The sequence below is a fragment of the Enterobacter sp. RHBSTW-00593 genome (assembly GCF_013784105.1).
In the GTDB taxonomy this organism is placed as follows: domain Bacteria; phylum Pseudomonadota; class Gammaproteobacteria; order Enterobacterales; family Enterobacteriaceae; genus Enterobacter; species Enterobacter ludwigii.
Genome location: NZ_CP056393.1, coordinates 561919 through 587338 on the forward strand (window position 1 = coordinate 561919; position 25420 = coordinate 587338).

Annotated in this window: 27 protein-coding genes; 11 read left to right on the forward strand and 16 right to left on the reverse strand. The window is 57.4% G+C overall.

Features of this window, described 5'->3' with window-relative positions:
• Positions 1 to 41: 41 nt before the first annotated feature.
• Positions 42 to 203: a DUF1127 domain-containing protein gene (locus tag HV242_RS02685; RefSeq protein ID WP_014168457.1), complete on the forward strand. Its 162-nt coding sequence runs from the start codon at positions 42 to 44 to the stop codon at positions 201 to 203.
• 59 nt (positions 204 to 262) lie between these two features.
• Here HV242_RS02685 and HV242_RS02690 read toward each other — a convergent pair whose 3' ends face one another.
• Both HV242_RS02690 and pdxR read right to left on the reverse strand, forming a co-directional pair.
• The gene (locus HV242_RS02690; RefSeq protein WP_020885330.1) at positions 263 to 517 is read right to left on the reverse strand and encodes a DUF4282 domain-containing protein; all 255 of its coding nucleotides are present in this window, start codon (positions 515 to 517) and stop codon (positions 263 to 265) included.
• A gap of 81 nt (positions 518 to 598) precedes the next feature.
• Positions 599 to 1987, reverse strand: a complete 1389-nt coding sequence (pdxR, locus tag HV242_RS02695; protein ID WP_050737542.1) for a MocR-like pyridoxine biosynthesis transcription factor PdxR — start codon at positions 1985 to 1987, stop codon at positions 599 to 601.
• 102 nt (positions 1988 to 2089) lie between these two features.
• On the opposite strand from pdxR, the gene HV242_RS02700 reads away from it, so the two are divergent.
• Positions 2090 to 2569, forward strand: coding sequence for a carboxymuconolactone decarboxylase family protein (locus HV242_RS02700; protein WP_020885328.1), 480 nt, complete (start codon positions 2090 to 2092; stop codon positions 2567 to 2569).
• On the opposite strand, the gene HV242_RS02705 is transcribed toward HV242_RS02700, so the two are convergent.
• On the reverse strand, positions 2556 to 3458 hold the full coding sequence (locus tag HV242_RS02705; protein ID WP_025205665.1) for a LysR family transcriptional regulator: 903 nt from the start codon (positions 3456 to 3458) through the stop codon (positions 2556 to 2558). The two genes, HV242_RS02700 and HV242_RS02705, sit on opposite strands and share 14 nt — an antisense overlap.
• A gap of 100 nt (positions 3459 to 3558) precedes the next feature.
• On the opposite strand from HV242_RS02705, the gene HV242_RS02710 reads away from it, so the two are divergent.
• The 7 genes from HV242_RS02710 to HV242_RS02740 all read left to right on the forward strand — a co-directional run bounded on the left by HV242_RS02710 (position 3559) and on the right by HV242_RS02740 (position 9200).
• Complete coding sequence (locus tag HV242_RS02710) at positions 3559 to 4974, forward strand: aldehyde dehydrogenase family protein (RefSeq protein ID WP_050737541.1); 1416 nt, start codon at positions 3559 to 3561, stop codon at positions 4972 to 4974.
• A gap of 108 nt (positions 4975 to 5082) precedes the next feature.
• Positions 5083 to 5406 carry an antibiotic biosynthesis monooxygenase family protein gene (locus HV242_RS02715; RefSeq protein WP_032681731.1) on the forward strand — a complete coding sequence of 108 codons (324 nt, stop codon included), beginning with the start codon at positions 5083 to 5085 and terminating at the stop codon, positions 5404 to 5406.
• Complete coding sequence (locus HV242_RS02720; protein WP_050737540.1) at positions 5399 to 5776, forward strand: amino acid-binding protein; 378 nt, start codon at positions 5399 to 5401, stop codon at positions 5774 to 5776. Before HV242_RS02715 ends, HV242_RS02720 begins: the two co-directional genes overlap by 8 nt.
• Positions 5769 to 6464, forward strand: coding sequence for an ArsR/SmtB family transcription factor (locus tag HV242_RS02725; RefSeq protein WP_050737539.1), 696 nt, complete (start codon positions 5769 to 5771; stop codon positions 6462 to 6464). Before HV242_RS02720 ends, HV242_RS02725 begins: the two co-directional genes overlap by 8 nt.
• Before the next feature lie 135 nt (positions 6465 to 6599).
• Entirely contained in the window at positions 6600 to 7070 is a 471-nt protein-coding gene (locus HV242_RS02730) for a MarR family winged helix-turn-helix transcriptional regulator (RefSeq protein WP_025205651.1), read from the forward strand.
• The gene (locus HV242_RS02735; RefSeq protein WP_086533213.1) at positions 7067 to 8134 is read left to right on the forward strand and encodes an HlyD family secretion protein; all 1068 of its coding nucleotides are present in this window, start codon (positions 7067 to 7069) and stop codon (positions 8132 to 8134) included. Before HV242_RS02730 ends, HV242_RS02735 begins: the two co-directional genes overlap by 4 nt.
• Positions 8124 to 9200, forward strand: coding sequence for a DUF2955 domain-containing protein (locus HV242_RS02740; RefSeq protein WP_050737538.1), 1077 nt, complete (start codon positions 8124 to 8126; stop codon positions 9198 to 9200). Before HV242_RS02735 ends, HV242_RS02740 begins: the two co-directional genes overlap by 11 nt.
• Here the strand turns inward: HV242_RS02740 and HV242_RS02745 are convergent.
• Genes HV242_RS02745 through HV242_RS02755 form a run of 3 tightly spaced genes read right to left on the reverse strand, consistent with a single transcriptional unit; the run spans position 9197 to position 11917 of the window.
• Positions 9197 to 10468 (reverse strand): DUF445 domain-containing protein, encoded by a 1272-nt coding sequence (locus HV242_RS02745; protein WP_014168469.1) that lies wholly within the window; start codon positions 10466 to 10468, stop codon positions 9197 to 9199. The two genes, HV242_RS02740 and HV242_RS02745, sit on opposite strands and share 4 nt — an antisense overlap.
• A 3-nt stretch (positions 10469 to 10471) precedes the next feature.
• Positions 10472 to 11125, reverse strand: a complete 654-nt coding sequence (locus HV242_RS02750) for a LysE family translocator (protein ID WP_050737537.1) — start codon at positions 11123 to 11125, stop codon at positions 10472 to 10474.
• Positions 11126 to 11164: 39 nt separating this feature from the next.
• Complete coding sequence (locus HV242_RS02755; RefSeq protein ID WP_040018550.1) at positions 11165 to 11917, reverse strand: AraC family transcriptional regulator; 753 nt, start codon at positions 11915 to 11917, stop codon at positions 11165 to 11167.
• A gap of 154 nt (positions 11918 to 12071) precedes the next feature.
• On the opposite strand from HV242_RS02755, the gene HV242_RS02760 reads away from it, so the two are divergent.
• The gene (locus HV242_RS02760) at positions 12072 to 13442 is read left to right on the forward strand and encodes an NAD-dependent succinate-semialdehyde dehydrogenase (protein WP_050737536.1); all 1371 of its coding nucleotides are present in this window, start codon (positions 12072 to 12074) and stop codon (positions 13440 to 13442) included.
• 44 nt (positions 13443 to 13486) lie between these two features.
• Here HV242_RS02760 and HV242_RS02765 read toward each other — a convergent pair whose 3' ends face one another.
• Positions 13487 to 13807 carry a hypothetical protein gene (locus HV242_RS02765; protein ID WP_032679568.1) on the reverse strand — a complete coding sequence of 107 codons (321 nt, stop codon included), beginning with the start codon at positions 13805 to 13807 and terminating at the stop codon, positions 13487 to 13489.
• Positions 13807 to 14352: a YfaZ family outer membrane protein gene (locus HV242_RS02770; protein ID WP_014168475.1), complete on the reverse strand. Its 546-nt coding sequence runs from the start codon at positions 14350 to 14352 to the stop codon at positions 13807 to 13809. The genes HV242_RS02765 and HV242_RS02770 overlap by 1 nt, the downstream gene beginning before the upstream one ends.
• Positions 14353 to 14764: 412 nt before the next feature.
• On the opposite strand from HV242_RS02770, the gene HV242_RS02775 reads away from it, so the two are divergent.
• Positions 14765 to 16123 carry an esterase-like activity of phytase family protein gene (locus HV242_RS02775; RefSeq protein WP_050737535.1) on the forward strand — a complete coding sequence of 453 codons (1359 nt, stop codon included), beginning with the start codon at positions 14765 to 14767 and terminating at the stop codon, positions 16121 to 16123.
• Positions 16124 to 16169: 46 nt separating this feature from the next.
• Here the strand turns inward: HV242_RS02775 and yjiA are convergent, their stop codons facing one another.
• The 8 genes from yjiA to hpaX form a co-directional block, all read right to left on the reverse strand.
• Complete coding sequence (gene yjiA, locus HV242_RS02780) at positions 16170 to 17123, reverse strand: GTPase (protein WP_020885316.1); 954 nt, start codon at positions 17121 to 17123, stop codon at positions 16170 to 16172.
• 10 nt (positions 17124 to 17133) lie between these two features.
• Complete coding sequence (locus tag HV242_RS02785) at positions 17134 to 17337, reverse strand: YbdD/YjiX family protein (RefSeq protein WP_003856610.1); 204 nt, start codon at positions 17335 to 17337, stop codon at positions 17134 to 17136.
• A 96-nt stretch (positions 17338 to 17433) separates the two neighbouring features.
• The gene (locus tag HV242_RS02790) at positions 17434 to 19587 is read right to left on the reverse strand and encodes a carbon starvation CstA family protein (RefSeq protein ID WP_020885314.1); all 2154 of its coding nucleotides are present in this window, start codon (positions 19585 to 19587) and stop codon (positions 17434 to 17436) included.
• Between the two features lie 190 nt (positions 19588 to 19777).
• Positions 19778 to 20695, reverse strand: a complete 918-nt coding sequence (locus HV242_RS02795) for a helix-turn-helix transcriptional regulator (RefSeq protein ID WP_050737533.1) — start codon at positions 20693 to 20695, stop codon at positions 19778 to 19780.
• Between the two features lie 178 nt (positions 20696 to 20873).
• On the reverse strand, positions 20874 to 21383 hold the full coding sequence (locus HV242_RS02800; RefSeq protein WP_050737532.1) for a 4-hydroxyphenylacetate 3-monooxygenase reductase subunit: 510 nt from the start codon (positions 21381 to 21383) through the stop codon (positions 20874 to 20876).
• A 17-nt stretch (positions 21384 to 21400) separates the two neighbouring features.
• A complete protein-coding gene (gene hpaB, locus HV242_RS02805) occupies positions 21401 to 22963 on the reverse strand; it encodes a 4-hydroxyphenylacetate 3-monooxygenase, oxygenase component (protein ID WP_014168483.1) in 1563 nt (520 codons plus the stop codon).
• 164 nt (positions 22964 to 23127) lie between these two features.
• Positions 23128 to 24039, reverse strand: coding sequence for a 4-hydroxyphenylacetate catabolism regulatory protein HpaA (gene hpaA, locus HV242_RS02810; protein ID WP_032681716.1), 912 nt, complete (start codon positions 24037 to 24039; stop codon positions 23128 to 23130).
• Positions 24040 to 24048: 9 nt separating this feature from the next.
• Positions 24049 to 25401, reverse strand: a complete 1353-nt coding sequence (hpaX, locus tag HV242_RS02815; RefSeq protein WP_181616905.1) for a 4-hydroxyphenylacetate permease — start codon at positions 25399 to 25401, stop codon at positions 24049 to 24051.
• Positions 25402 to 25420 lie beyond the last annotated feature (19 nt).

The window sequence follows — 25420 nt, forward strand, 5'->3', positions numbered from 1 at the left end:
TTCCACGATGATAACGCTACTGGCACAGTGAGGAGAGCATCATGGAATTTTACGAGAACCGTTCAAAACGTCCGTTTATTGTTTTTGTCTGGATCGGCAAAACGCTACGCAATTGGTACCGTATTCACCGCACCCGTCGTATCCTGAGCAAGATGAGTGACGAGCAGCTTAAGGATGTCGGGTTGTCGCGCTATGATGTGTAAGCGGGCAGGGTCGGCGCTGGCCGGGTAAGGAGAAACCCCTACCCGGCGCAACGGAGAGATTATTCGACTGATTTCACCGCGGTGTTTTCAGCGATGCGGCGCAGATATTCGTTATTCTTAAACGCGACCATGATCAGTTCGAACGTCACGCGACAGCCGATCAGGCTGAAAATCATCCCGATAAATCCGGTGATCAGATGGTCGGTAAACATGGAATACACGCCGGCAATCAAAATCACCAGCATGACGATCCAGTAGAAGAAGACCAGCACGCGTGGCGTTAATAAGTAGTCAAATCCCAGAATGGCTTTCATTTTCTTTTCCTTAGAAATATAAAAAAGGCTCAAGATTGTATCTTTATCACGTTCTTTTATGGCGTGGATAGCTATCTGATTTCAGAGTAGTAATTCCAGCGTTTCTTGTTTTGGCCTTTCAAGGAGTGCCACCGCCTCCTGATACGTGCGCACGTTGTTATAGCCCATCACCAGTCCGTAACGCTTGCCGGAGCCGCGATACCACTCCGAGAGCGCGTTAACCTGCAGCTGCTGCGCTTGCCAGCAGTGCGCGATTTCCCGGTCACAACTCCCCTTCGAAAGGAATGCCACGATGTGCATCCCACCGTCGTTTTGCTCGGTGAAAAACAGGTCGCCATACACCTCCTGTAAAGCCTTAATCATCCACTCCCGCCGGGTCTGATACAGGGCCCGCATCTTCTTAAGATGTCGGAAAAAATGGCCTTCGTTGAGAAAGGCGGTGAGGATCTTTTGCGTCAGCACCGGCTGGCCGCTGGTGACGATGTCCGCGCAGTCGGTAAAGGCCCCGATGGTGCTGGCGGGCATCACCACGTAGCCCATGCGCAGCGACGACATAATGGTTTTGCTGAAGGTGCCCATAAAAATGACCCGGTCGTGCCGGTCGAGGCTTTTTAGCGACGGCAGCACCTTGCGGGTGTAGTGAAATTCCCCGTCGTAGTCATCCTCAATAATCCAGGCCTCGTTCTGACTCGCCCAGTCGAGAAGCTGTTGTTTACGCGGCAGAGAGAGGGTGACCGCCAGCGGGCTCTGGTGCGACGGGGTGACAATGGCGAAGCGGGCATCGCGATGGTGGCGCAGCAGGTATTCCGTATCGATCCCGGCGCGATCGACCGGCACGGTGTGCAGGCGCGGTACGATCCGCTTGAGTAACTGCTGGCCCATAAAGTAGCCCGGATCTTCAAACACCACCTTGTCGCTGCGGCTGGCCAGCGTATCGAGGATCAGGCGCAGGCTACCGCTGTAGCCGCTGGTGATCAGCACCTGCTCGGCAGTGCAGGCGAGCCCGCGTGAAATATTAAGGTAGCTGGCAATCGCCTGGCGCAGCGGATACCAGCCCAGCACGGGCGGATTCAGCATCTCTTCCTGGCGCATGGCGCGCGTCGCCTGGCCTGAAAGCAGCAGCCATTTTTTATAGGGAAAGCTGTCGAGGGAGGGAATGCCGGGGCGCAGAAAACCTGCCCGTTCGCGCTGGCCGATCAGCGAGGCCGGAAGCGTGCCGGTGGTCTGCTCCGCAGGGGCGTGCTGTGCAGGCAGTAACAGGTCCGGATTGACCCGCGTGCCGCGTGCCCCCTGGCTTACCAGATACCCTTCGCCCGTCAGGATGGCGTAGGCGGTTTCAACGGTTTTGCGCGCCACCTTCAGCTCTTCCGCCAGCACGCGAATGGCGGGGACTTTGTCGCCAGGCTTTAGCACGCCACGCGTGATGTTGTCGCGATAGCGGGTATAAATAGCGTGATAGCCCGGTTTCATGTCCTACCTCGTTTGACGGTTTTTGTGTCTTTTTACTATGTCATTATCCGCGTAGATTGTCCTCATCGCATGACATATGCCGCACAAAAAAGAGGAAAGACAATGAGCACTCGCGTAAACCACCATAAGATCACACCTGCCCTCGCCAACGCGCTGTCCAACCTGAGCATGGAAGTGGCGAAAACCTCTCTCGACCCGGCGCTGAAGCACCTGATCGACATTCGTGTCTCACAGCTGAACGGCTGTACCTTCTGCCTGGATATGCACTCGAAAGAGGCCAAAATCGCCGGAGAACGCGAGCTGCGCCTGTACCATCTGGCGGCATGGCGCGAGTCCCCGCTGTTCAGCGCCCGTGAGAAAGCGGCGCTGGCCTTCGCCGAAGCGCTGACGCAAATTAGCGTGCATGGCGTGAGCGATGCGCTCTACCGCAGCGTGGCGGAGCACTTCTCGGACGTGGAGATTTCAGAGCTGAACTTTGCCATTGTGGCGATCAACGCCTGGAACCGTCTGGGGATCACGTCCCGCATGGAGCCGGGCTCGCTGGACGCGGCTTACGGGCTGAACAAAGCTAACCTCGAATAACCCCGCGCTCACGGATCATCGCCACCAGCGCCCGTAACCCTGGCGGGACGTGGCGATGCCCCGGATAGTACAAACGCAGCCCGGCAAACGGCTGCGTCCAGTCGTTTAACACGCTCACCAGTTCCCCGCTTTCAAGCTCTTCCCGGATATACAGTTCCGGTAAAAACCCTATCCCTAATCCCGCCTTCACGGCCCGGATCGAGGCGAAAAGATCGGACGTGGCAAAGCGCGGCGGTACCGCCAGAGCGTAGTGTTCTCCGTGACGCGCCAGCTCCCAGCGGTAGATCCCACCGTGCGCCATGCGCATACCGATCCCCTGATGTAAGAGCAGATCCTCCGGCGTGTGCGGCGTGCCGTGGCGGGCAAAGTAATCCGGCGTGGCGGTGACAAGCTGGCGGATCTCACCGGTCAGCGGCACGGCGATCATGTCCTGCGGCACGGATTCTTCAAGACGGATCCCGGCGTCGTAACCTTCTGCGACGATGTCGATCATCCGTGCTTCGCTTAGCGTCTCGACGCGCATTTTCGGGTAGCGGATCATAAAGTCGATCAGCAATTGATCCAGAAAGAGCGCACCGATATGGTTCGGTACGTTTAAGCGCAGGGTGCCAGCAGGTTCGCCGGTATCACTGTGGATCTCTTCGCTGGCCTGGCGTATCGCCTGCAGGGCCGGGCCGATACGCGCCACGTAGCGCTGCCCGGCGTCGGTAAGCGCCACGCTGCGGGTCGTGCGGTTAAACAGGCGCGTCTCCAGGCGGCTCTCCAGCCCGGCGATAGCGTTACTTACCGCCGTAGCGGACATGCCCAGCTCCTGTGCCGCCCCGCGAAAACTGCCGCGCCGCACAACCGCCATGACCACTTCCAGCTCTGTCAGACCCGAACGATGCATAGATTATCCTGAAAATCGAAACAACCCTTGCAGCATAGCGTGGATTATCGCAACGGAGAAGCCGTGCCAGACTGTGTCCATACAGCCTGAGGAGGTTTATATGCACAACATCGAACAGATCTTTATCAACGGCGAATTTGTTACCCCGCACGGCACCGAACGTTTTGATTTATACAATCCGGCGACGGCGCGGGTGATTGGCCAGGTTCGCCTGGCCGATGAGGTAGACGCTGAGCATGCCATCGCGGCCGCGAAAGCGGCATTTCCGGCGTGGTCGCAAACCCCCCGACAGGAACGTATTGCCGCGCTGAAACGCATGCATGTCGCCGTGGCCGCCCGTCATGATGCGCTGCTGGACGCGGTGATTGAAGAGTACGGCGCGCCAGCCTCGCGCTCGGCGTGGATGGCCCGCTACCCGGCAGATGTCATTGCCCAGGCCATCGAGGCGCTGGAAGCCTTTGAGTTTGTGACCACAGCGGGGGCGGCAACGGTGCAGATGACGCCGCTTGGTGTCGCCGGGCTTATTACCCCGTGGAACAGCGACGCGGGGTTTATCTGCGGCAAACTGGCGGCTGCGCTCGCGGCGGGCTGCACGGCGGTGATTAAACCGAGCGAGATGAGCGCATTGCAAACCCGCATTGTCACCGAGGCGCTGCGCGATGCCGGGTTACCGCCGGGCGTGTTTAACATTGTCACCGGACGGGGCGATACGGTCGGTGAGACCCTCAGCCGCCATCCGGACGTGGCGAAAATTTCGTTTACCGGTTCGACCGTTACCGGCAAAGCGATACTGCGCAACGCGGCGGAGAGTGTTAAGCGAGTGACGCTGGAGTTAGGCGGTAAATCGCCGACGATCCTGCTTGATGATGTCGATTTGGCGCAGGCTATCCCGCTGGTGGTGCAGGCCGGGTTTATGAACAGCGGGCAGGCATGCGTGGCCGGAACGCGCATTCTGGTACCGCAGTCGCGTAAGGCAGAAATCGAAACTGCGCTGGCGCAGGCCGTCGCGGCCGTGAAATCCGGCGATCCGCGGGATAACGCGACAGAAATTGGCCCGATGGTCAGCGAAAAACAGTGGCTGCGGGTGCAGGGCTATATCCGTAAAGGTCTCGACGAGGGGGCAAACCTGCTGGTGGGGGGCGAAGGGCGTCCGGAAGGCACGCAGGACGGCTGGTTTGTGCGCCCGACGCTGTTTGCTGACGTCACTAACCAGATGGCGATTGCCCGGGAAGAGATCTTCGGCCCGGTACTGTGTGTGATCCCTTATCAGGACGAGGCCGAAGCCGTCGCCATTGCCAACGACACCGAGTATGGCCTGAGTGCGATGGTGCTGGGCAGGGATGTCGAACGTGCGCGTCGCGTGGCGCAGCAGATTGTCGCGGGCCGCGTGCTGGTGAACACGCTGGCCCATGAGCCTAAAGCGCCGTTTGGCGGGTTCAGGCACTCCGGCGTGGGGCGTGAGATGGGCGAGTGGGGGATCCGCGCGTTTATGGAGCCGAAGTCGATTCTGGGATAACCGTTTGTCGCCCTCCCGGGAAGCGGGCGACAATACTTCGCCCTTCACCGAAGCATCCGCATTTTCTTTCCTGCATGCTCTCCGCACCCTCACAACGGAGAGACAACCATGATTGCAGTCCTTTTCGAAGCCCAGGCCGCGCCTGCCCACCAGGCGCGTTACCTGCAGCTCGCAGCCGAACTCAAGCCCCTGCTGGCGGATATCGACGGGTTTATTGATATCGAGCGTTTTCAGAGCCTGACCACCGACGGCAAAATTCTCTCCCTCTCCTGGTGGCGGGACGAAGAAGCGGTCCGCCGCTGGAAGCAGAACGTCTTTCATCAGGCGGCGCAGAGGGAGGGGCGGGAGGCCATCTTTACCTACTACCGCATTCGGGTGGCGCAGGTGGTGCGGGAATACGCCTCAGAAACCGGGGGGCGTGCGGATGTATGACGTTCATGTGATTTTCGACGATACGCCAGGGGAACTGGCGCGATTCGGCCAGCTGCTTGGGCGCAATGGTGTGGGGCTGGAGGGCGGTGGTGTGTTTGGTACCGAAGCCCATTTCCTGGTGGAAGAGGGCGAAAAAGCCCGTCGCGTGCTGCTTGAGGGCGGGTTTAACGTCCGGTCAGTCCGTAAACCGCTGATCAGAAAACTGCAGCAGGCGCGCCCCGGTGAGCTGGGCGAGATTGCCGCGGCGTTAGCGGCTCACGGTGTGTCTGTACTGACCCAGTACAGTGACCATGCGAATCACCTCATTCTGCTGACGGATAATGATAAGCTGGCGGCAGAGATCACCAGACCATGGGCAGTCAATGCTTAAGACCCGTTTACCCCCTGACAACAGCGCGCTGCTGGAGCAGGCCATGGCGGCAGTGGCCGCCGCCATGGCGGATCCGTCGCGTGTGAAAATGCTCTGTGCGCTGATGGATGGCAGGGCATGGACCGCCACCGAGCTGAGCGCGGCGGCGGATGTCGCCCCCTCCACCGCCAGCGGGCACCTGACCCGTCTGCTGGACGGAAAGCTGATTACCTGCCTGTCACAGGGGCGGCATCGCTATTACCGCCTGGCAGGACACGACGTGGCGGAACTGGTCGAGCAGATGATGGGGCTGTCGTGGAGCCGCATCACCCCGCCGGAAACCACCGCCCCGAAAGCCCTGCGTGAAGCCCGCACCTGTTACGACCATCTGGCAGGGACGGTGGCCGTTCAAATCTACGATTTTATGCAGGCGCAGGGCTGGCTGGAGACGGACGGGTCAGCCCTGACCGTGTATGGACGCGAACAGTTCCTGACGCTCGGTATTTCATTAAGCGCCAATCCGCGCCGTAAGGCCTGCTGTGCCTGTCTTGACTGGAGCGAGCGGCGGTTTCACCTTGGGGGCGAGGCGGGCGCGGCGCTCCTCGCGTATCTGGACAGCAACGGCTGGATCCAGCGGGTGGCGGGATATCGGGACGTGGTGGTCACCGCGTCGGGAAGCGTTGCCATTAAAAAACGTTTTAGCCGCTAAAGTCTCCGCGGTCTGATGCCCTTTCCCACCGGGAGAGGGCATTCGTCTTTCGCAATTCCTGCTCTTTTGTCTCTCGTTTCTTGATACTTATCCTGGTAACTATTATCTTGACCGCGTGTTACGAGAGGAAATCCCATGCGTGAAGAAGAACTGTTTAGCCGCAGACCGATGGGGATGCGGATGGCCATGATCGTGCGTCAGTGGCGCGCCGTGATTGACGACGCCATTCTCGAGACCGGGTTAACCCAGTCGAGCTGGACGGTGATGATGCAGCTTCAACAGCTTGGGGATAACGTCTCGGTGAGTGAACTGGCGGAGGTGCAGGGTATTGAACTGCCGCCGCTGATGCGCACGCTGACACAGCTGGAAAAACAGGGTTACCTGTTACGCACCGTATCGCCTTATGACAAGCGTATCCGGCTACTCACGCTGACGCCGGAGGGGAACGCCGTACTCAGGACGCTCTCCCGGGTGATCGAGACATTTCAGGCGCGCGTATCGCAAAACATCGCGCCGGAACATCTCGATATTTTCAGCGCCACATTGAATCAAATCGCCTGCAATTTGCGGAAAATCCGCGAAGAAGATAACAAGACCGAAAAATAATGACTCCTGAACAAAAGTTTGCCCGCTGGGTAAGGGTAAGTATTGCCTCTTTCCTGCTGATGTTTGTCTACTTTGTCGTCGCGGACATCTGGATACCGCTGACACCGGACTCCACCGTCATGCGCGTGGTGACACCGGTTTCTCCGCGCGTCTCCGGCTACGTGGCGGCTGTCCATGTACACAACAACAGCCAGGTGAAGCGAGGCGACCTGCTGTTTGAGCTGGATGACACGCCGTTTCGCAATAAAGTGGAAGCAGCGCAAATCGCGCTGGAGCAGGCGCGACTTTCTAACGAACAGCTGGATGCGCAGATCGCGGCCGCACAGGCCAGCCTGAAAACCGCCGTGCTGACCGCGCGTAACGACAAGGTGACCTACGATCGTTATCAGAAACTCAGCACGCTGCAGAACGTGTCGCAGGCGGATCTGGATAAAGTCCGGACCACCTGGCAGAGCAGCGAGCAGTCCGTCAGTTCGCTGCAGGCGAACATCCGTAACCTGCGCATTCAGCGCGGTGAGCGGGAAGAACACCGCAACGTCACCCTGCAGAAATACCGCAACGCGCTGGATGAAGCGGAACTGAATCTTGGCTGGACGAAGGTATACGCCCAGGCGGACGGCACGGTCAGTAACCTGCAGCTCAGCCCCGGCTATTACGCCTCCTCCGGCTCGGCCGCGCTGGCGCTGGTGAATAATCAGGCCGATATCGTGGCCGACTTCCGCGAGAAGAGCCTGCGCCATACCCATCAGGGAACCGATGCCGCCGTGGTGTTTGACGCCTTCCCGGGACACGTCTTCCGTGCGCATGTGACCAGCAGCGATGCGGGGATCCTCGCCGGACAGGAGGCGGTGAACGGCGAGCTGTCCGAGCCAGAAACCTCCAACCGGTGGGTTCGTGATGCCCAGCGTATGCGAATCCACGTGGCGCTGGACGAGGCGCTACCGAAGCAACTTCCGACCGGTGCGCGTGCCACCGTGCAGCTCTATAACAGCGAAGGGCCGTTTGCGCGCTTCTTCTCCGGGATGCAGATCCACCTGGTGAGCCTGCTGCACTATGTCTATTAACACTCTGGCGCGGGTGTTTACCCCGCACGGCAACATCGTCTATACGGCAAACGACTTTCGTCAGACCCTGCGCATCGTCTTTGCCGGCATGATTGCGCTGAGCATTTCGAGTTTTTACAACACTCACTACGGCGTGTTTTTCGTGGTCTACCCCATCATGCTGCTGTCGCTGGTACCGGTCTTTAACCGCCACGTGGCGAAGCAATTTATCTTTAGCGCCTCGCTTAACTGCGTTGAAATGGTCATTATCATCGGCTATCTGTCGCAATGGCCGGTGATCATGACGCTAGTCGTATTCGCCCTGTACGTCATGCGTTTTCGCTTTATGAGTAAGGGACCGCTGTTTCTGTTTGGTTCGATGGGCGTGGTCTGCCAGAGCGTGATGCTCAACTTTATGAGCTATCCCACCACCGACTGGCATACGTTGCTGTTTTCCAATATCGAAGCGAGCGTTATGGCGGTGTGCCTGAGCGCGCTGATGAATTACCTGCTGCCGGACGTGGAGCCGCGCAAGCCGCCGCCGCTGATTGAAAAAGATGACGCCCGTGTGCGCCACGAGTCGCTGCTTTCCGGGACCGTTGCCACCCTGATTTTCGTCATCTTCCAGGTAAGCGACCTGAGCGACTCACTGTCCGCGCTGATGGCCGGGGTATTGATTCTGTTTCCCATGCACTATCGCGGCGCGGTGATGAGTTCCCTCTGGCGCGTGGTCGGCGTGGTGCTGGGCTGCCTCTACATTCTGGTCGTCCAGCTTATCCTTTACGATCACAGCAGCCATATGCTGCTGATGATGCCGCTTATTGGCCTTGGGCTGGCATTTGGCGCGCGGCTGCACGTGATGGAGAAGGTCGGCGCCGGGGTCGGGTTTTCCAGCATCACCACCATCGGCATTATGTTCGGGCAGAACATGCACCCGGACAGCGACCTGGTGTTCAGCGATCTCTATCGCATTACCTCGGTGACCTTTGCGCTGGTGGCGACCCTGACAATGGTCTTCCTGGTGCATATGATCCTTAATCGCTTTGCCCCTACGCGCTATGTGATCGCGCCGCCTGAGGCGAATTAATGCGCGAGCACGGCAGGCAATTGCGAGAGTAAAAACAGGATCAGGCCAATCGTTCCGCCTACCAGCGTGCCGTTCACACGGATGAACTGCAGGTCTTTGCCGATGTTAAGCTCAATCTGGCGCGACATATCTTTGGCATCCCAGCTCTTGACCGTGTCGCTGATATGCCGCGTGAGGAACGCGGCAAAATCCGGTGCTACGCGGTGCGCCGCCTGCTCCAGATGCTCGTTCAGCGATGCCTGCAGGCTGGCATCGTTCGACAGCGTTTCACCAAACCACAGTCCGGCGTTGGCGATGCGCTGCCTGACGCGCGAGTCCTCGCTTTGCATATCCGCTTTCAGCCACTGACGCAGGTCGGCCCACATCTCGCCCAGATAACGGTTAAACGCCTCGTCGTTCTTCAGGTAGTGCTTGATGTTATCGGCTTTGGCGGCCATTTCCGGATCGTTTTTCAGGTTGTCGATAAACTTCAGCGTGGCGCGGTCAAACGCCTGACGGATCTGGTGCGTGCGGTCGTGGCTGATATCATCCAGCAGCGTATTCACCGCATTCGACACCATCTCCGCACTCTGATCGCCGAGCCACTCGGTAGGCAGCACCATGGCCTTGCGTGGATGCTCGGTCTTCAGCCAGTGCACAATCTGGTCGGCGATAAAATCCCGCGTGCTGTCACGCTGGATAAGCGCGATCAGGCGGTTGATGATGGCGTCCAGCAGCACCTGATGGCGATTGTTACGGGTCATGCTCTCCAGCATCACCGCGCTGGTTTCGGTGAAGTCGACCTTGTCGATGGCCTTGTGCACCGCCCGTTTGAGCAGCCGCTGAATGCGTCCGTCGTCGGTCAGTTCAAGAAAACCGCTCATTACCTGAATCAGATGCAGCCCGACGCGCCGGGCGTTGTCGGGCTGGCTGAACCAGGTGCCAATCATCTGTGCCGGTTCATAGCGGCGGATCAATGCCACCAGCGACTGGGTATCGAGAAACTTTTCCTGCACGAACTGACCCAGATTGTCGCCAATGCGGTCTTTGTTGCGCGGAATGATCGCCGTATGGCGTGAGATAAACGGGATAGGCACCCGGCGAAACAGCGCGACGACGGCAAACCAGTCCGCCAGCGCGCCGACCATCGCCGCCTCGGCAATGGCCTTTACGCCGCGCACCCAGAAGGTTTGCGGCAGGAACAGGGTGGTGATAAACGCCGCGGCGGCAATCAGCAGCAGCGACAGCGCCAGCAGCTTGGCGCGTTTAAGTTCAGCTATTTTTTCCATGGCTTAAGAATAGAGGGAGGCGGGAAGAAAATGCAAAAAACGCCACACGACCCACCCACCAAACGCCATCAGCACCATGCCAGCGGTTTGCTCAATCAGCCAGAGTGAACGGCTGAGCGTCCGCTGAACCACGGGCAAGCCCATCAGCGACACCAGCGCTAAATCCCAGACCAGCACCACCATTACCATCCAGACACCGCAGGTTGACTGCTGAAGCAGCGTGACATCCGGCCCTAACAGCGCCGTCATGAGCGCCAGATAAAAAAGTGCATTCTTCGGGTTTAACAGTGCCGAACCGAGCCCCAGCAGGATTTGCTTACGCAATGAGGGGCACCGCTGATGAGTCTCATTGAGCGCAAGCGTCTGTGGGCGGCTGCGCGCCAGCCGCGATCCAATCCAGAGCAGGTAGAGCGCGCCGGATAATTCGATAAGGGTAAACAGCCACGAAAACGTGCGCAGGGCGCTCCAGCCGATAATCACCAGCACAATATAGAGCGCGTTACCCGCGGCGATACCGAGGCACAACCCGGCACTGCCGCGCAGCCGGTAGCGTGCGGCGTAACCGACCAGCAAAAAGAAATCCGGACCGGGGCTTAACAGGGCTACAAAATGCGCCAGCGCCAGGGCGAGAAAAGCGGAAGGGAAGAACAGTTCCATCGTGACCTCCAGAGCAAAAACGGAGATCACCTTACGGCGTTACGTATCCTGATTATTGTCTGATATTGATCGGCCCGTCGCGTACTGGCGAGGCGTGGCGGCCGTGTAGCTGACGAAGGTTTTATGGAAATGGCTCTGGTCGGCAAACCCGCTCTGGTAACCGACATCGGCGAGATCATCCCCCGCACGCAGTCGCGCTTTGGCGTATTCCACGCGAGAGATGCTGAGAAAGCGTCCTGGCGTCAGGCCGGTGTCCTGTTTAAAGGTGCGGATTAATGTCTCTTTGCGCAGTGAAAATCGCCGGGCAAGGTCGTCAAGGGAAGGCGGAGCGGTGAGGTTCGACAGAAACGCCTCTTGCACCTGCTGACTCAATGAATGGGGCTTATCTGTACGGCCTGTAGAGGGGGGAAGGGCGCAAAGCAGTGCGTTCAGGGAGGCCGCGGTCATGTTCTCAACCACGTCAAGATAATGATTAAACAGCGCTTGATCGCGAATGACCTGCAGTGCCAGCGAAAGGTCAGTGTCGATATACAGCATATGGTAGCTGCGTGGTTGCCCCGCCACCGGGTTGCAGCTGTGGGGAGCATGCGCCGGGATGACGATGATGTCGCCAGGGGTCAGGATATACTCCCTGTCATGGATTGTGCAGCACGTCTGGCCTTCCAGGATCGCGCCAATAGAGAGCTGTGGGTGACAATGACGTTTATACGCCTGGGTGCTCTGCCACGTGCTGCGCAGCTCGTGGCCGCAGGCGCGATGAAAGGTCTGGCGGATGTGTCGGGTCTCGGTCATGGGGGACTCCTGTCAGGAACGTTTTTTATACCATGCCCGCGCGACATGTTGCAGTACCACGCTAAGAACCTTCCGGATATACCCAACTTTACGTCCATCGCCAGTCATATTGTCTACCCTTAATACCCTAAGCGGTAAAACAAGGAGATTCGACATGGCTTACCAGACAGTAAATCCTGCCACAAACCAGCTCATCAAAGAATATCCCTCCCATACCGACGCGGATGTTGAAGCGGCGCTGAAGGCGGCCGATGCGCTTTACCATTCGGACTGGGCAAAAGGCGACATTAACCAGCGCCTGCCGGTACTGCGTAAACTTGCGGACCTCATCGACGAACGTACGGAGGATCTGGCCAAAATTGCCAGCAAGGAGATGGGTAAGCTCATTGAGCAGAGCCGCGGTGAAGTGAAACTGTGCGCGCAAATCGCCCGCTACTACGCGGATAATGCCCAACGGTTCCTCGCCCCGGTGAAGTACGACTCCGAACTCGGGGAAGCGTGGGTCGAGCACCACCCTATTGGCGTGCTGATGGCCGTTGAGCCGTGGAACTTCCCTTATTACCAGCTGATGCGTGTCCTCGCCCCGAACCTGGCGGCCGGTAACCCGGTGATCGCCAAACACGCCAGCATCGTGCCGCACTGTGCAGAGACGTTTGCACATCTGGTGCGTGAGGCCGGTGCACCGGAAGGGGCGTGGACCAACCTGTTTATTTCGTCGGATCAGGTGGCGAACATCATCGCCGACGATCGTGTACAGGGTGCCGCGCTGACCGGTTCCGAAAAAGCGGGTAGCGTGGTCGCGGCGCAGGCGGCGAAGCACATCAAAAAATCGACCCTGGAGCTGGGCGGTAACGACGTCTTTGTGGTGCTGGATGATGCCGATCTGGAGAAGGCCGTGAAGACGGGCGTGAATGCCCGACTCAATAACGCCGGCCAGGTCTGTACGGCGGCGAAGCGTTTCATCCTGCATGAGAAGATTGCGGATGCCTTCCTTGCGAAATTCACCGAGGCATTTAAGCAGGTGAAGATTGGCGATCCGCTGGACGAGAGCACCACCCTGGGGCCGCTGTCCTCTCAGGATGCGCTGGACACGTTGACCACACAGGTCAACGAGGCGGTGAAAAACGGCGCGACGCTGCATTACGGTGGCAAACCGGTGCAGCGTGACGGGTGCTTCTTTGAGCCGACGATCCTGACGCATACCTCGCGCGACAACCCGGCCTACTTCGAGGAGTTCTTCGGCCCGGTGGCGCAGATCTATGTGGTGAAAAATGATGACGAAGCGGTCGCACTGGCGAACGATTCCCACTATGGTCTGGGCGGCGCGGTGTTCAGCAAGGATATCGAGCGGGCGAAGAAAATGGCGTCGCGTATTGAGACCGGCATGGTGTATATCAACTGGCTCACCGATACCGCGCCAGAGCTGCCGTTTGGCGGCGTGAAGCGATCCGGTTACGGACGCGAACTGTCGGACCTGGGGATCAAAGAGTTTGTGAACCAGAAGCTGGTGGTGGTGCGTAAGTAACTCCGCGAATAAAAAACCTGCCATCCGGCAGGTTTTTTTTGAGGTTATTGCACTTCAATCTTGTCCCAGCCGCTTTTGAACATGCAGCTGTCGACTAAGGTATCCCGGCGATATTCATTCGCGTCTTCAACCGTGTAGCTCGTGGAAATATCCTTTTTCTTTTTCGATTTGTCCATTTTTTCCGAGCTCGAACCGGTCACAACATTGTCCGGGGGCAGATCAATCAGGGCCTGTGCTTCGCATTCCGTGAGCCTTTTATTCATCTCAGCGTCACTGACTCCCGGTTTCACCCATTTATACTGGACGCAACCGGTGAGCAGAAGCGTGATGCTCAGAACGCAAAGCGCGGTAATGCGGTGTTTCATCAGAAGGTGACTCCACCGCCTACATATGCGCCGTCGATCAGCGTGTGGCCAGGACGACCGTCTTTGCCGTCAACGCTTACGTGACGATAACCTACTTTCAGCGTCACAGGCGTGATTGGCGTCCAGCTCACACCGCCGTTGGCTTCCACGTAGTTTTTCACGCTGTTGTTCAGACCTTCTGGTGCGGCATACCCTTCGCCAAACACGTGGATGCTGTCGGTCAGCGCAACGTTAATACCGCCACCGATGGGGAATGCCACGCCGTTATCGCCTTTTTTCGGGCCAAGGTAGATTGCTTTGGCACCGGCATTCAGCATCACCGGGCCCACTTCCAGGTTGTAACCGGCGCCAACGCCACCTGTTTGCGTGCCGTCGTCAGTGTTTTTGAGCCAGTTGCTTTCAAGGTACACACCGGATGAGGATTTACCCATTTCCAGATTAAGGTTAGTAAAGTTTTTACCTTGCTCAATCGTGCCGCCCATAGCCAGTGCAGAACCCGACAGGACGGTCAGAGCAGAAAGAAGAAGAACATTCAGTTTTTTCATGTTTTGTGCCTCGTCATTAATTTCATCTGAGGCCACCTTAACAAGCGAAGTTTATGACTGCAAATGTGATTAAGGTCGTGTTTTTATGCTGTTTTTGTTAATGGCTGGCTTTTGAAATGTTGCTTTCATGTTTAGTTATCGCCGGGTCAATATGTATTACCTGGACGTTTAGGACAGGTTTAGTTTTTTGACTAAATAGACACTGAACGAGACAGAGGATAACCGTTTGACATGAATTAATTGGCTTTCTAATAATTTCCAGAAACATTTCAAATTTTACACTTTGTGGTTTAGTTTTACATTTCTGGCGGTTCATGCGCCTGCAATTGCCTGTCCGCGTATCTCTGCGGTGTCATTTTCCTGACACGTTTGTTCTTTACGTTGTTGGCTTCACTTTCTGGATACTAACAATATGAAAAGAAAAATTATTCCTGTGCTTATCGGTTGTGCGCTCTCTTTCTCTGGCCTGGCGGCGCAGCCCACGGCCGAACACTATGTTGTCAGCTTCCCCGAAGGCACGCGCGTGAGCTACAGCGGCGCGTTTGCCGGTGCGTTCCCGAAGGGGCTCCCGGTCGGGATTGGCTCTGGCCTGCTGTTTACCGGTAAACAGGGCGATACCCTGACGTTTGCGACCGTGACCGATCGCGGTCCGAATGCGGATTCGCCGAAAGTGGGGAAAGATGAAGCCAAAATCTTTGTCACGCCCGATTTCGCTCCGCTGCTGATGACGATTCGCGTACAAAATGGCAAAGCGGAGGCCGTCGATGCGCGCCCTCTGCATGATGATAAAGGCGAGATCAACGGTCTGCCGCTGCAAAGCGGCGTGATTGGCTCGACCAATGAAGTGGCGTTCAGTGACACATTAAAGGTGCTGAAGGGCGACAATCGCGGGCTGGATACGGAAGGTATCACGCCGGACGGTAAAGGCGGTTACTGGCTGTGTGACGAATACGGTCCGTTCCTGATTAACGTCGACAGCAAAGGCAAGATCCTGGCGATTCACGGTCCGCAGGCGGCGGAAGGCGAGAAATCCATCGCGGGCGGCTTGCCGAATATTATTAAATGGCGTCAACCAAACCGGGGCTTTGAAGGCCTGACCCGTATGCCGGACGGGCGTATCATTGCCGCGGTGCAAAGCACGCTGGATATCGACGGCAAAAGCAAAAAACAGGCGCTGTTTACCCGCCTGGTGAGCTTCGACCCGGCGACCGGGAAAACCGCGATGTACGGTTATCCCATCGACAGCGAAGCCTACAGCAAAAACAATGACGCCAAAATCGGTGACATTGTGGCGCTTGATAACCAGCAGCTGCTGCTGATTGAGCAGGGCAGCGATAAAAACGATGGCATGCGCAACCTCATCTACAAGGTGGACCTCAGCAAGGCGAGCGATCTGACACGCTTCGATAAGCCGGGCGAATACCCGGAGTTTGATGACGAGAAGACGCTGGCCCAGCGCGGCATTACGCTGGCGGCTAAAACCCAGGTCGTGGATTTGCGCGCGCTTGGCTGGCAGCAGGAAAAGGCCGAAGGGTTAGCGCTGATTGACAACAACACGCTGGCGGTCGCGAACGATAACGACTTTGGCGTGAAGGTGGCGATGGAAAATCCGGTCGAGGGCAAGAAGCTCAAGGATTATCGGGTGAATTCGCAAGGTGCACTCACGATTGATGATAAACCGGTTGCGACCACCCTCGCCGTGAAGCCGCTGGCGAAGCCGGCGTCAGAAAGCGAACTGTGGATTGTGACGCTGCCCGACGCGCTGAAATAATCTCACAGCCCTCTCCTCAACTGCGGAGAGGGCTGCGTTCGTACGGTTATTTGCGCAGTGCTGCAAACGCTGTCCGGATCTCGTCTTCCGGCAGCTGTAGCCCAATAAACACCATGACGCTTCGCGGCGTTTCATCTCCCCACGGTCTGTCCCAGTCCGCGCTGTACAGCCGCTGTACGCCCTGGAACAGCAGGCGGTTCGGTTCGCCATCAATCCACAGCATCCCTTTGTAGCGCAGCAGCCTGTCGGCAAAAGAGAGCAGCAGGTTTTCCATGACGCGGGAGACGTCGCTGATATCCACCGGGTAATCCAGCTCGACCACAATCGACGAGACGTCGTTTTGCTTATCTGCCATAAAGTGGAAGCGCGGCGTCGAGGTGACATGCTCTTCCAGCATAAAGCCATTGGTGTTGAACAGCTGCGAGAGATCGATATCACCGTGCGTCGCGATGTAAATCGGCGCCCGCGAGTTGATACGCGTCAGGCGCTCGCGCAGTTTTTCGCTGTCGCCCGCCACGTCGGTTTTGGTCAGCAGGATGCGATCGGCGTAGCCCACCTGCGACTGGGCGAGAGTGAACTGGTTCATCTGTTCGTCGGCATGAACCGCGTCGACCAGCGCAATGACGCCGTCCAGCAGGTAGCGCTGGCAGAGGATCTCATGGGCGAAAAAGGTCTGAATAATCGGGCCGGGGTCGGCCATACCGGTGCATTCAATCACCAGGCGGTCAAAATCGATTTCACCGCGATCGCGGCTGTCGAGCAGATCCAGCAGGGCATCTTCTAATTCATTCGAGCGGGTGCAGCAGATACAGCCGTTAGTCAGGGTTTTAATCTGCGTGGCGCGATCGCCAATCAGCTGATCGTCGACCGAGACTTCGCCGAATTCGTTTTCGATCACGGCGATTTTGAAGCCGTGCTGCGCGTTCAGAATGTGGCGCAGCAGGGTGGTTTTACCGGCGCCAAGGAAACCGGTCAGCAGGGTGACGGCAATCGGGGTCATGGTCTCTCCTTTAGCAGCAGCGTACGCCGCCTTCTCCACTCCCGCCGTAGCGCGCTTCCTGACGCTCGCGGAAGAATTCGGTATAGGTCATGTACGGTTTATCCGGATGGTTGGTCTTCATATGCTCAACGTAGTTGTCATAGTCCGGAATGCCAATCAGCATTTTCGCCGCCTGACCGAGGTATTTTTTCGCTTCGCCTAAGTTACCAAACATTGTGCCTTCCAGATAGAAAAAGCCCGGCTGGGGCTGCCGGGCGTTGTTTCCCTTCACCCTAACCCTCTCCCGCAGGGAGAGGGATGCGAGGGCGGATTAGTGGTGTGAAGAGGTCTTCACGCCGCCTTCCGGTACCGGGACATACGGGGTTTCTTTATCCGTACGACCCTCGGCGTTACGCACGTTCAGCCAGGTTTTGATGCCGTAGAAGATGATGCTGTACACCACCACCAGGAACAGAATGCTCAGACCTGCGTTGGTGTAGTTGTTCACCACGATATGGTTCATGTTGGCAATCTGCTGGGCAGTGAGGTCCGCGCCGCCTGCGGCAATTTTCTCTTTGTACTGGTTAGCCATGAAGAAGAAGCCTTCCAGCTGCGGATTGGCGCTGAACAGTTTCAGACCAAGCGCCCAGGTGGTGCAGAGCAGCAGCCACAGCGCAGGGATCACGGTGACCCAGATGTATTTGGTGCGTTTCATCTTCACCAGTACAACGGTGCCAAGAACCAGGGCGACAGCGGCCAGCATCTGGTTAGAGATACCGAACAGCGGCCACAGGCTCTTCACGCCGCCCAGCGGGTCGACAACGCCCTGATACAGCAGGTAACCCCACAGACCCACGCAGCCCGCGGTTCCCAGAATACCCGCCACCAGAGAGTCGGTTTTCTTCAGGAACGGCACGAAGTTACCCAGCAGGTCCTGCAGCATAAAGCGTCCCGCACGGGTACCGGCGTCCAGCGCGGTGAGGATGAACAACGCTTCAAAGAGAATACCGAAGTGGTACCAGAAGCCCATGTCCGCCCACGGCAGCACTTTGTGGAACACGTGTGCGATACCCACTGCCAGCGTCGGTGCGCCACCGGCGCGGTTCAGGACTGACGGTTCGCCAATGTCTTTCGCGGTCTGCATGATCTGCTCAGGCGAAATCACGAAGCCCCAGGAGCTGACGGTTGCGGCAGCATGTGCGCTCGCATCTTTCAGCTGCGCCATGATCAGCGCCGCGTTATCACCGCCCATCTCATGCAGGTTTGGCATGGTAATGCCCAGGCCTGCCGGAGGGGTGTTCATCGCGAAGTAGAGACCCGGTTCGATGATGGACGCGGCAACCAGCGCCATGATCGCCACGAAAGACTCCATCAGCATTGCGCCGTAGCCAATCAGACGCGCGTCTTTTTCGTTAGCCAGCAGCTTCGGTGTGGTACCGGAAGCAATCAGGGCGTGGAAGCCAGAGACCGCACCGCAGGCGATGGTGATAAACAGGAACGGGAACAGCGCACCTTTCCACAGAGGACCGGTACCGTCGATGTACTGGGTCACTGCCGGCATTTTCAGATCCGGGTTAATCACCAGGATGCCGATCGCCAGACCGACGATAACGCCGATTTTCAGGAAGGTCGCCAGGTAGTCACGCGGTGCCAGGATCAGCCAGACCGGCAGCAGAGCGGAGACAAACGCATACCCAATCAGCGCGAAGGTGATGGTGGTGTCCTTGAAGGTCAGCGCCGGGCCCCAGTACGGGTCGTGCGCAATCACGCCACCGAAGTAGATGGATGCAACCAGCAGCACAATACCAATCACCGACACTTCACCCACGCGACCCGGGCGGATAAAGCGCATGTAGATACCCATGAACAGCGCAATCGGCACAGTAGAGCAGACGGTGAAGACCCCCCACGGACTTTCGGCCAGCGCTTTCACCACGATTAACGCCAGCACCGCGAGGATGATGATCATAATCAGGAAGCAGCCGAACAGTGCGATGGTCCCCGGCACGCGGCCCATCTCCTCTTTGACCATCTCACCCAGAGAGGCGCCGTTACGGCGAGAAGAGATAAACAGCACCATAAAGTCCTGTACCGCCCCGGCCAGCACTACGCCCGCGAGCAGCCACAAGGTACCAGGCAGGTAGCCCATCTGCGCGGCCAGAACCGGGCCGACCAGCGGACCCGCACCGGCGATAGCGGCAAAGTGGTGACCAAACAACACGTAGCGGTTGGTGGGCACGTAGTTGAGGCCGTCATTATTAATGACCGCCGGAGTGGCACGCGTCGGGTCGAGTTTCATGACCTTCTGCGCGATGTATAAGCTGTAGTAGCGATAAGCAACAAGATAGACGGAGACAGACGCAACGACGATCCACAGGGCGCTTACGTGTTCGCCCCGGCGTAGTGCGACAACCGCCAGACAAAAAGCGCCGAGGATCCCGAGTAACGCCCAGGGCACGTGCTTCAGTAGTTTTTTCGTATCCATAGTAAGACCTGGTTTTTTATGTAATGAAAAAGGGTCAGGGTTCGTTATGAGGAGGTATTGATTAATGCTGGAGCGATCGTGCCAGAACCACGCGCGTGTAAAGACAGGTAAATGAATGAGCGGTTGAAAGGGCCAGGTGAGCGGTCAAAGAGGGCGGCGAGTGGTTCCGTCTCGCCGCCGCCGGGAGAAATTATGTGATTGAGATCACGTGGTTATCTGCTGTGCGCTCTACCGCCAGATAATTTTCCAGCGTTTTAAGCAGCTTCTCTTTTAGCCAGTTGGGCTCCAGGATTTGAATGTTCGGCAGCCAGTAGAACAGCAGCGGCAGGATCTGGTTCTCGTGTGCCGCCTGACAGCGCAGCGTGACGCCGTTGTGCTGCTCACCGACAAGCTCTTGTTCCGGCAGCAGGTCGCGGCGCATAAAGTAATGTGAAATAGTATCTTTAATGAATATTTTCACTTCGAAAGTGTCTTCCGACACCCACGGATCAAGGCTTTTTTCCAGCAGTCCGAGCGCATTTTCTTCCGGCGTGAAGGTTTTTTGTTGAATATCAAACCAGCTAATCTGACTCAACGAGAAGGATTTTAGCCGGCTATTCTCGGTGGCTTGTAAATACCATATATTTTTATTGTTAATGAGTTTATAGGGATTAATCTGGCGGGTTTTACCCTTATAAACGATCTGGCATACATTACGATTCTTAATCGATTTCTCGATTTTCGATAAATAGCGACGAATATCACGTTCTACAGTGTGCTCTGCTTCGTTGCCAAGAATAAGAATATGATTTTCGTCAACGCGTGTTTCAAGTTTCTGCCAGAATTCCGTATTTCTTTCCGGGAAAAAGCTATCGGCATTCAGGAAGTTAGCAATCGTGTGATGTAATCCTTGTCCACCGGGAGATTGTGCGGAGTGGATCAGACGATACAGTCCGTTACCGGTATGTTCCACAATAGGTGAAAGCGCATTTAAATCCCGGTAGACAGTGCGCTCGGTAATTTTAAATTTTTCCATGAGCGCACTGCGGTTTACCACACCATTTAAATGTAACTCAACCAGAATATCGACCAGACGTTCAGCCGAGCGGCTCCGCGTCGATTTAGCCATAAGGTCTTCCTGTATATTAGGGTATGCGCTGAATGATGCGGGTAGCACTGACATGTATTGTCAGTATTCAGACACAGAAAATTTCTCTTATGGCTATATAACGGCGTGATTAAGCGGAAACCTTAGGAATTTTTGTGGAAATTGGCGCTGGCCGGGAAACGGCCAGCGCAGGAGGGGGTCACACTGCGGCTTCAGCCTCCATCATGACGGGGTGGAAACGGCGTTTAAAATAGATCAGGCCGTGTCCCGCTTCGCTCAGAATGATGTTTTTAATTTCAATGAGATAAACCAGATGGGTGCCGATGGTTTGCACCTGGCTAATCTCGCCTTCAAGGCTTGCCAGCGCGCCCTTCAGCACCGGTTGCCCCTGCGGACCTTTCTGCCAGCAGGAGAGGGCAAAGCGATCGTCCATTGCCATGCCGGTCATCCCGGCGAAGTGGCGGGCCATGATCTCCTGCTCATGGTTCAGCACGTTAACGCACAGCTTACCGTTACCCTGGAAAACCGGGTTCATGGCACTGTTGGCATTGATGCAGACCATCAACGATGGCGGGGTGTCCGTGACCGAACAGACGGCGGTGGCGGTGATACCGCAGCGTCCTGCATCGCCCTCGGTGGTGACAACATTAACCGCCGCCGACAGGCTGGCCATCGCATCGCGAAAACGCAGGCGTTGTTCTGTATGCATTGAAACCTCCCGCTGCGTTATTTCAGCAGCTTATCCAGCATGTTGATATCGGAATTATTGTGCAGGTGCGGCACCGTCCAGCCATGCTGGTCGTACTCGGACATGCAGCGGTCGACCATTGCCATCATTTTGTCCATGTTGCCAGAGCTCTGTGCCTGACGCAGACACTGCAGACGGATTTCGTCCTGGCTGCCGGAGTAGTTGATCTCATACAGCTCGTGACGACCACCAAACTCGCTGCCGATGGCATCCCACATCAGTTTCAAAATCTTAATGCGTTCCACGTGATCCATGCCGTTGGAGCCGCGCACGTATTTCGCCAGATACTGGTCGATCTGCGGATTGTTCAGGTCTCGTGCGCTGGACGGCAGATAGATCAGGCCGCTGGTGACGTTACGCTCGATGATGTTCTTGATCTTCGCATAGGCCATCGGGGCCATGACACGGTAGGTCTGCAGCGCCGCGTGATCCGGCAGGTACGCGCCATTCACCCACGGTGTGGCTTCAGAACACATGGAGTCGCTCAGCGCCCAGAACATGTTGCGCCAGGCCACCACTTCCCCGAGATCCGCCTGCACGCCGCGGAACTCCAGGGTGCCGGTACACTCCAGCGATTTCTTCAGCAGCGCGGTAATGAAATCGAGCTTCACCGCCAGACGTACGCAGGCCTGCAGCGGGTACATGCGGGCAAAACCGCCTTCCATGGTCCAGCGACGGCAGCGATCGAAATCGCGGTAGATCAGCACGTTTTCCCAGGGGATCAACACATGATCCATCACCAGGATCGCGTCGTTTTCGTCGAAACGGCTGGAGAGCGGGTAGTCGTACGGAGAGCCGGTCGCACCTGCCACCATTTCGTAAGAGGCGCGAGAGATCAGCTTCACGCCTTCGGCGTCCATTGGCGCAACGAACATCAGCGCGAAGTCCGGGTTTTCGCCCATGACCTGCGCGGAGCCAAAACCGATCATGTTGTAGTGAGTCAGCGCCGAGTTGGTTGCCACCACTTTTGCGCCGCTAACGATGATCCCGGCGTCGGTCTCTTTTTCCAGCTTGATGTAGACGTCTTTTACTTCGTCCGCCGGTTTGTGACGGTCGATGGGGGGGTTAACGATGGCGTGGTTGAAGTAAAGCCCGGTTTCCTGAATACGGGTGTACCAGTTACGGGCGTTCTGTTCGAACTGGCCGTAGAACGCCGGATTGGCACCGAGCGCGCAGCCAAACGCCGCCTTGTAGTCCGGGGTGCGGCCCATCCAGCCGTAGCTCAGGCGCGACCACTCGGCGATGGCGTCACGCTGCTGACGCAGGTCGTCGGCGCTTTTCGCTACGCGGAAAAACTTATGGGTATAGCCGCCGCTGCCGGTATCGGTGCCCCAGCACAGCGTGTCCTGCATGTCAGGCTTGTGCAGCGCATCGTACATCTGCGCGATGGAGGCTGCCGCATTGCGAAACGCCGGATGAGTGGTCACGTCTTTGACGCGCTCGCCGTAGATATAAATCTCACGGCCATCCTGCAGGCTTTTTAAATACTCTTCACCGGTTAACGGACGTTTGGCATCAGCGCGGAAATCTTCAGGCTTCATAGGGACCTCGTATCGGAACAGTGATGTTAAATTTATGTTTTGTTTTTGTTGTTTAATTGAAGCCTGAGCGGGGGGGAACGTGAAGGGACGATTGGGACAACGGCTGGTACTTTTCGCATATGATCGCAGAGTGTGATTTCCCTCACCCTGAACCCGGGCGAGGGTCAGGGCTGGGGTGGGGTAACAGACGACACCGGCACTTTTTGCGCCCGATACGCGCTCGGCGAACACCCCACTAACCGATTAAAAAACCGGGCAAAATAGGCCGGGTCTTTAAACCCCAGCTGCCAGGCGATTTCGCTGACCGCACTGTCGGAGAAGAGCAGCATCCGCCTCGCTTCACGCAGCTGACGGTCAAAAATCAGCCGCTTCGGCGGGCGGTTGGCGAAGCGTCGGCAGATATCGGTCAGACGCGATTCGGTCAGGTGCAGTTCGCTGGCATATTCCGGTACCGTCCAGTGCTCATGAAAATGGACATCAATCAGCTGGGTAAAGCGCTGGAACAGTTTCAGCTCGCCGCGCATGCCGCTGGCGGCGTGATCGTCGAGCTTCGCGTTGCGCAGCAGCAGGGTGAACACCGCCTGGGCTAACAGAACCAGCGTGTGTTCGCGCCCGGGCAGTTGCGCCGTCGATTCCCGGGCAATCAGCGGCCAGTAGTGCTTCAGTGCCGCCAGTTCGTCCGGCTTATCGGCCAGCGACAGGCAGATCCCCGGCAGGCCAAAGGCTTCCCGCGTGCCGGGGTAGAGCACTTCCAGCAGCGGCCAGATCAGATCCTCGCGCACCGTCAGAACGTGCCCGTCGCTGTCGGATTCGGTAATAAACGCGTGCGGCACCGACGGGGGCGTGAGCACAAACAGCGGAGCCTGCACCGAGTAGCGGTGATCGTCGAGTTGCAGTTCGATCTGTCCGGTATCCAGAAAGTGCATCTGAAAATACTGGTCGTGACGGTGAGCCTGCATGTCGCGGCCAAAAAAGGCCGCCATGCGGGCGAACGACTGATAGTGAACATCATCCGTTCCCAGACTTTCGTCGTACTCTTTGCTGATGTCGATATTCGCGATCGGGTTCTGGCACATAGCCGCTCCTTACAGGATTTTCTGCGCCGCCATACCCGGCTCGTGCTCAAGGCTCTCCCGCTGCGTCATCGGGATACGTGTCAGCACCAGCGCGCCGACCACCAGCAAGCCGGCAACAAACCACAACCCGGAGCTGAAGCTGCCGGTGCTGTCACGCAGAATGCCGATCAACAGCGGGCTGACGGCGGATCCGACGTTACCGATGGCATTGATCACCGCCAGTGCGACCGCCCGCGACTGCAGGCTAATAACCCGATCCGGCGTGGTCCAGAAGATCGCCATGGCGGTAAACGATCCGGTTGAGGCCATGATGATGCCAAGCAGCTGGATCAGGCTGTGGTGGGTCGCCGAGGCCAGTAACCATCCTGCCGCCGCAAAGAGGTACGGCAGAATGGTGTGCTTTTTTCGCTCTTTCAGCCTGTCGGAGCGGCGGCTCCACCAGATCATCCCGAGGATGGTGCAAAACTGCGGGATCGCCGCCAGCAGGCCAATCACAATGTTGCTGCTGCCGGTGTTGAAGCTTTGCAGGATCTGCGGCGTCCAGATATTAATCGCGCTCAGGGTGTTCGTGAGGCAGAAATAGGCCAGGGTATAGAGCAGCACGGCCGGGGTAAACACTTCGCGCAGCGTCGAACGCGGCGTGACGGGGCGGGCGATGGCCGACTCCTGCTCGCGGGCGATCATTGTTTTAAGCGCCTGCTTTTCGTCGTCATCCAGCCAGCTGGCCTGATCCGGCGTGTCGTTCAGGTAGAACCACGTCACAACGCCGAGCACCACGGACGGTAGCCCCTCCAGCAGGAACAGCCATTGCCAGCCTTTCAGGTCCCACAGCCCGTCCATGGCCAGAATATAACCGGAGAGGATCGAGCCGAGCATCATGGTCACCGGCATGGCGATCATAAACAACGCATTGGCGCGGGCGCGGTGGTAAGCAGGGAACCACCAAGTGAGATAGACGAGGATCCCCGGCAGGAATCCGGCCTCGGCAATGCCCACCAGCATGCGCAGCACATAGAGCGTGTGCGGGCTGGTGGCGAACATGGTGCAGGTGGAAGCGATGCCCCACACCACCATGATCCCGGCGATCCAGCGCCGGGCGCCGACCTTCGCCAGCATGATGTTGCTGGGGATCCCACATATCACGTAGGTGACGTAAAACAGGGTGGCGGCCAGGCCAAACATGGTCGAGGTGAGGCCCAGATCTTTGCCCATCGTCAGCCCGGCAAAGCCGATGTTAATGCGGTCAAGAAACGAGAAGACAAACAGGATAAAGAGAAACACGATCAAACGACGAAACAGCTTCTGAATAACGCGGTGTTCTACAGCTTTATTATCATGGGTTTGCAGGGTAGAGGTCGTCATGTTGCGCTCCACATCGTAC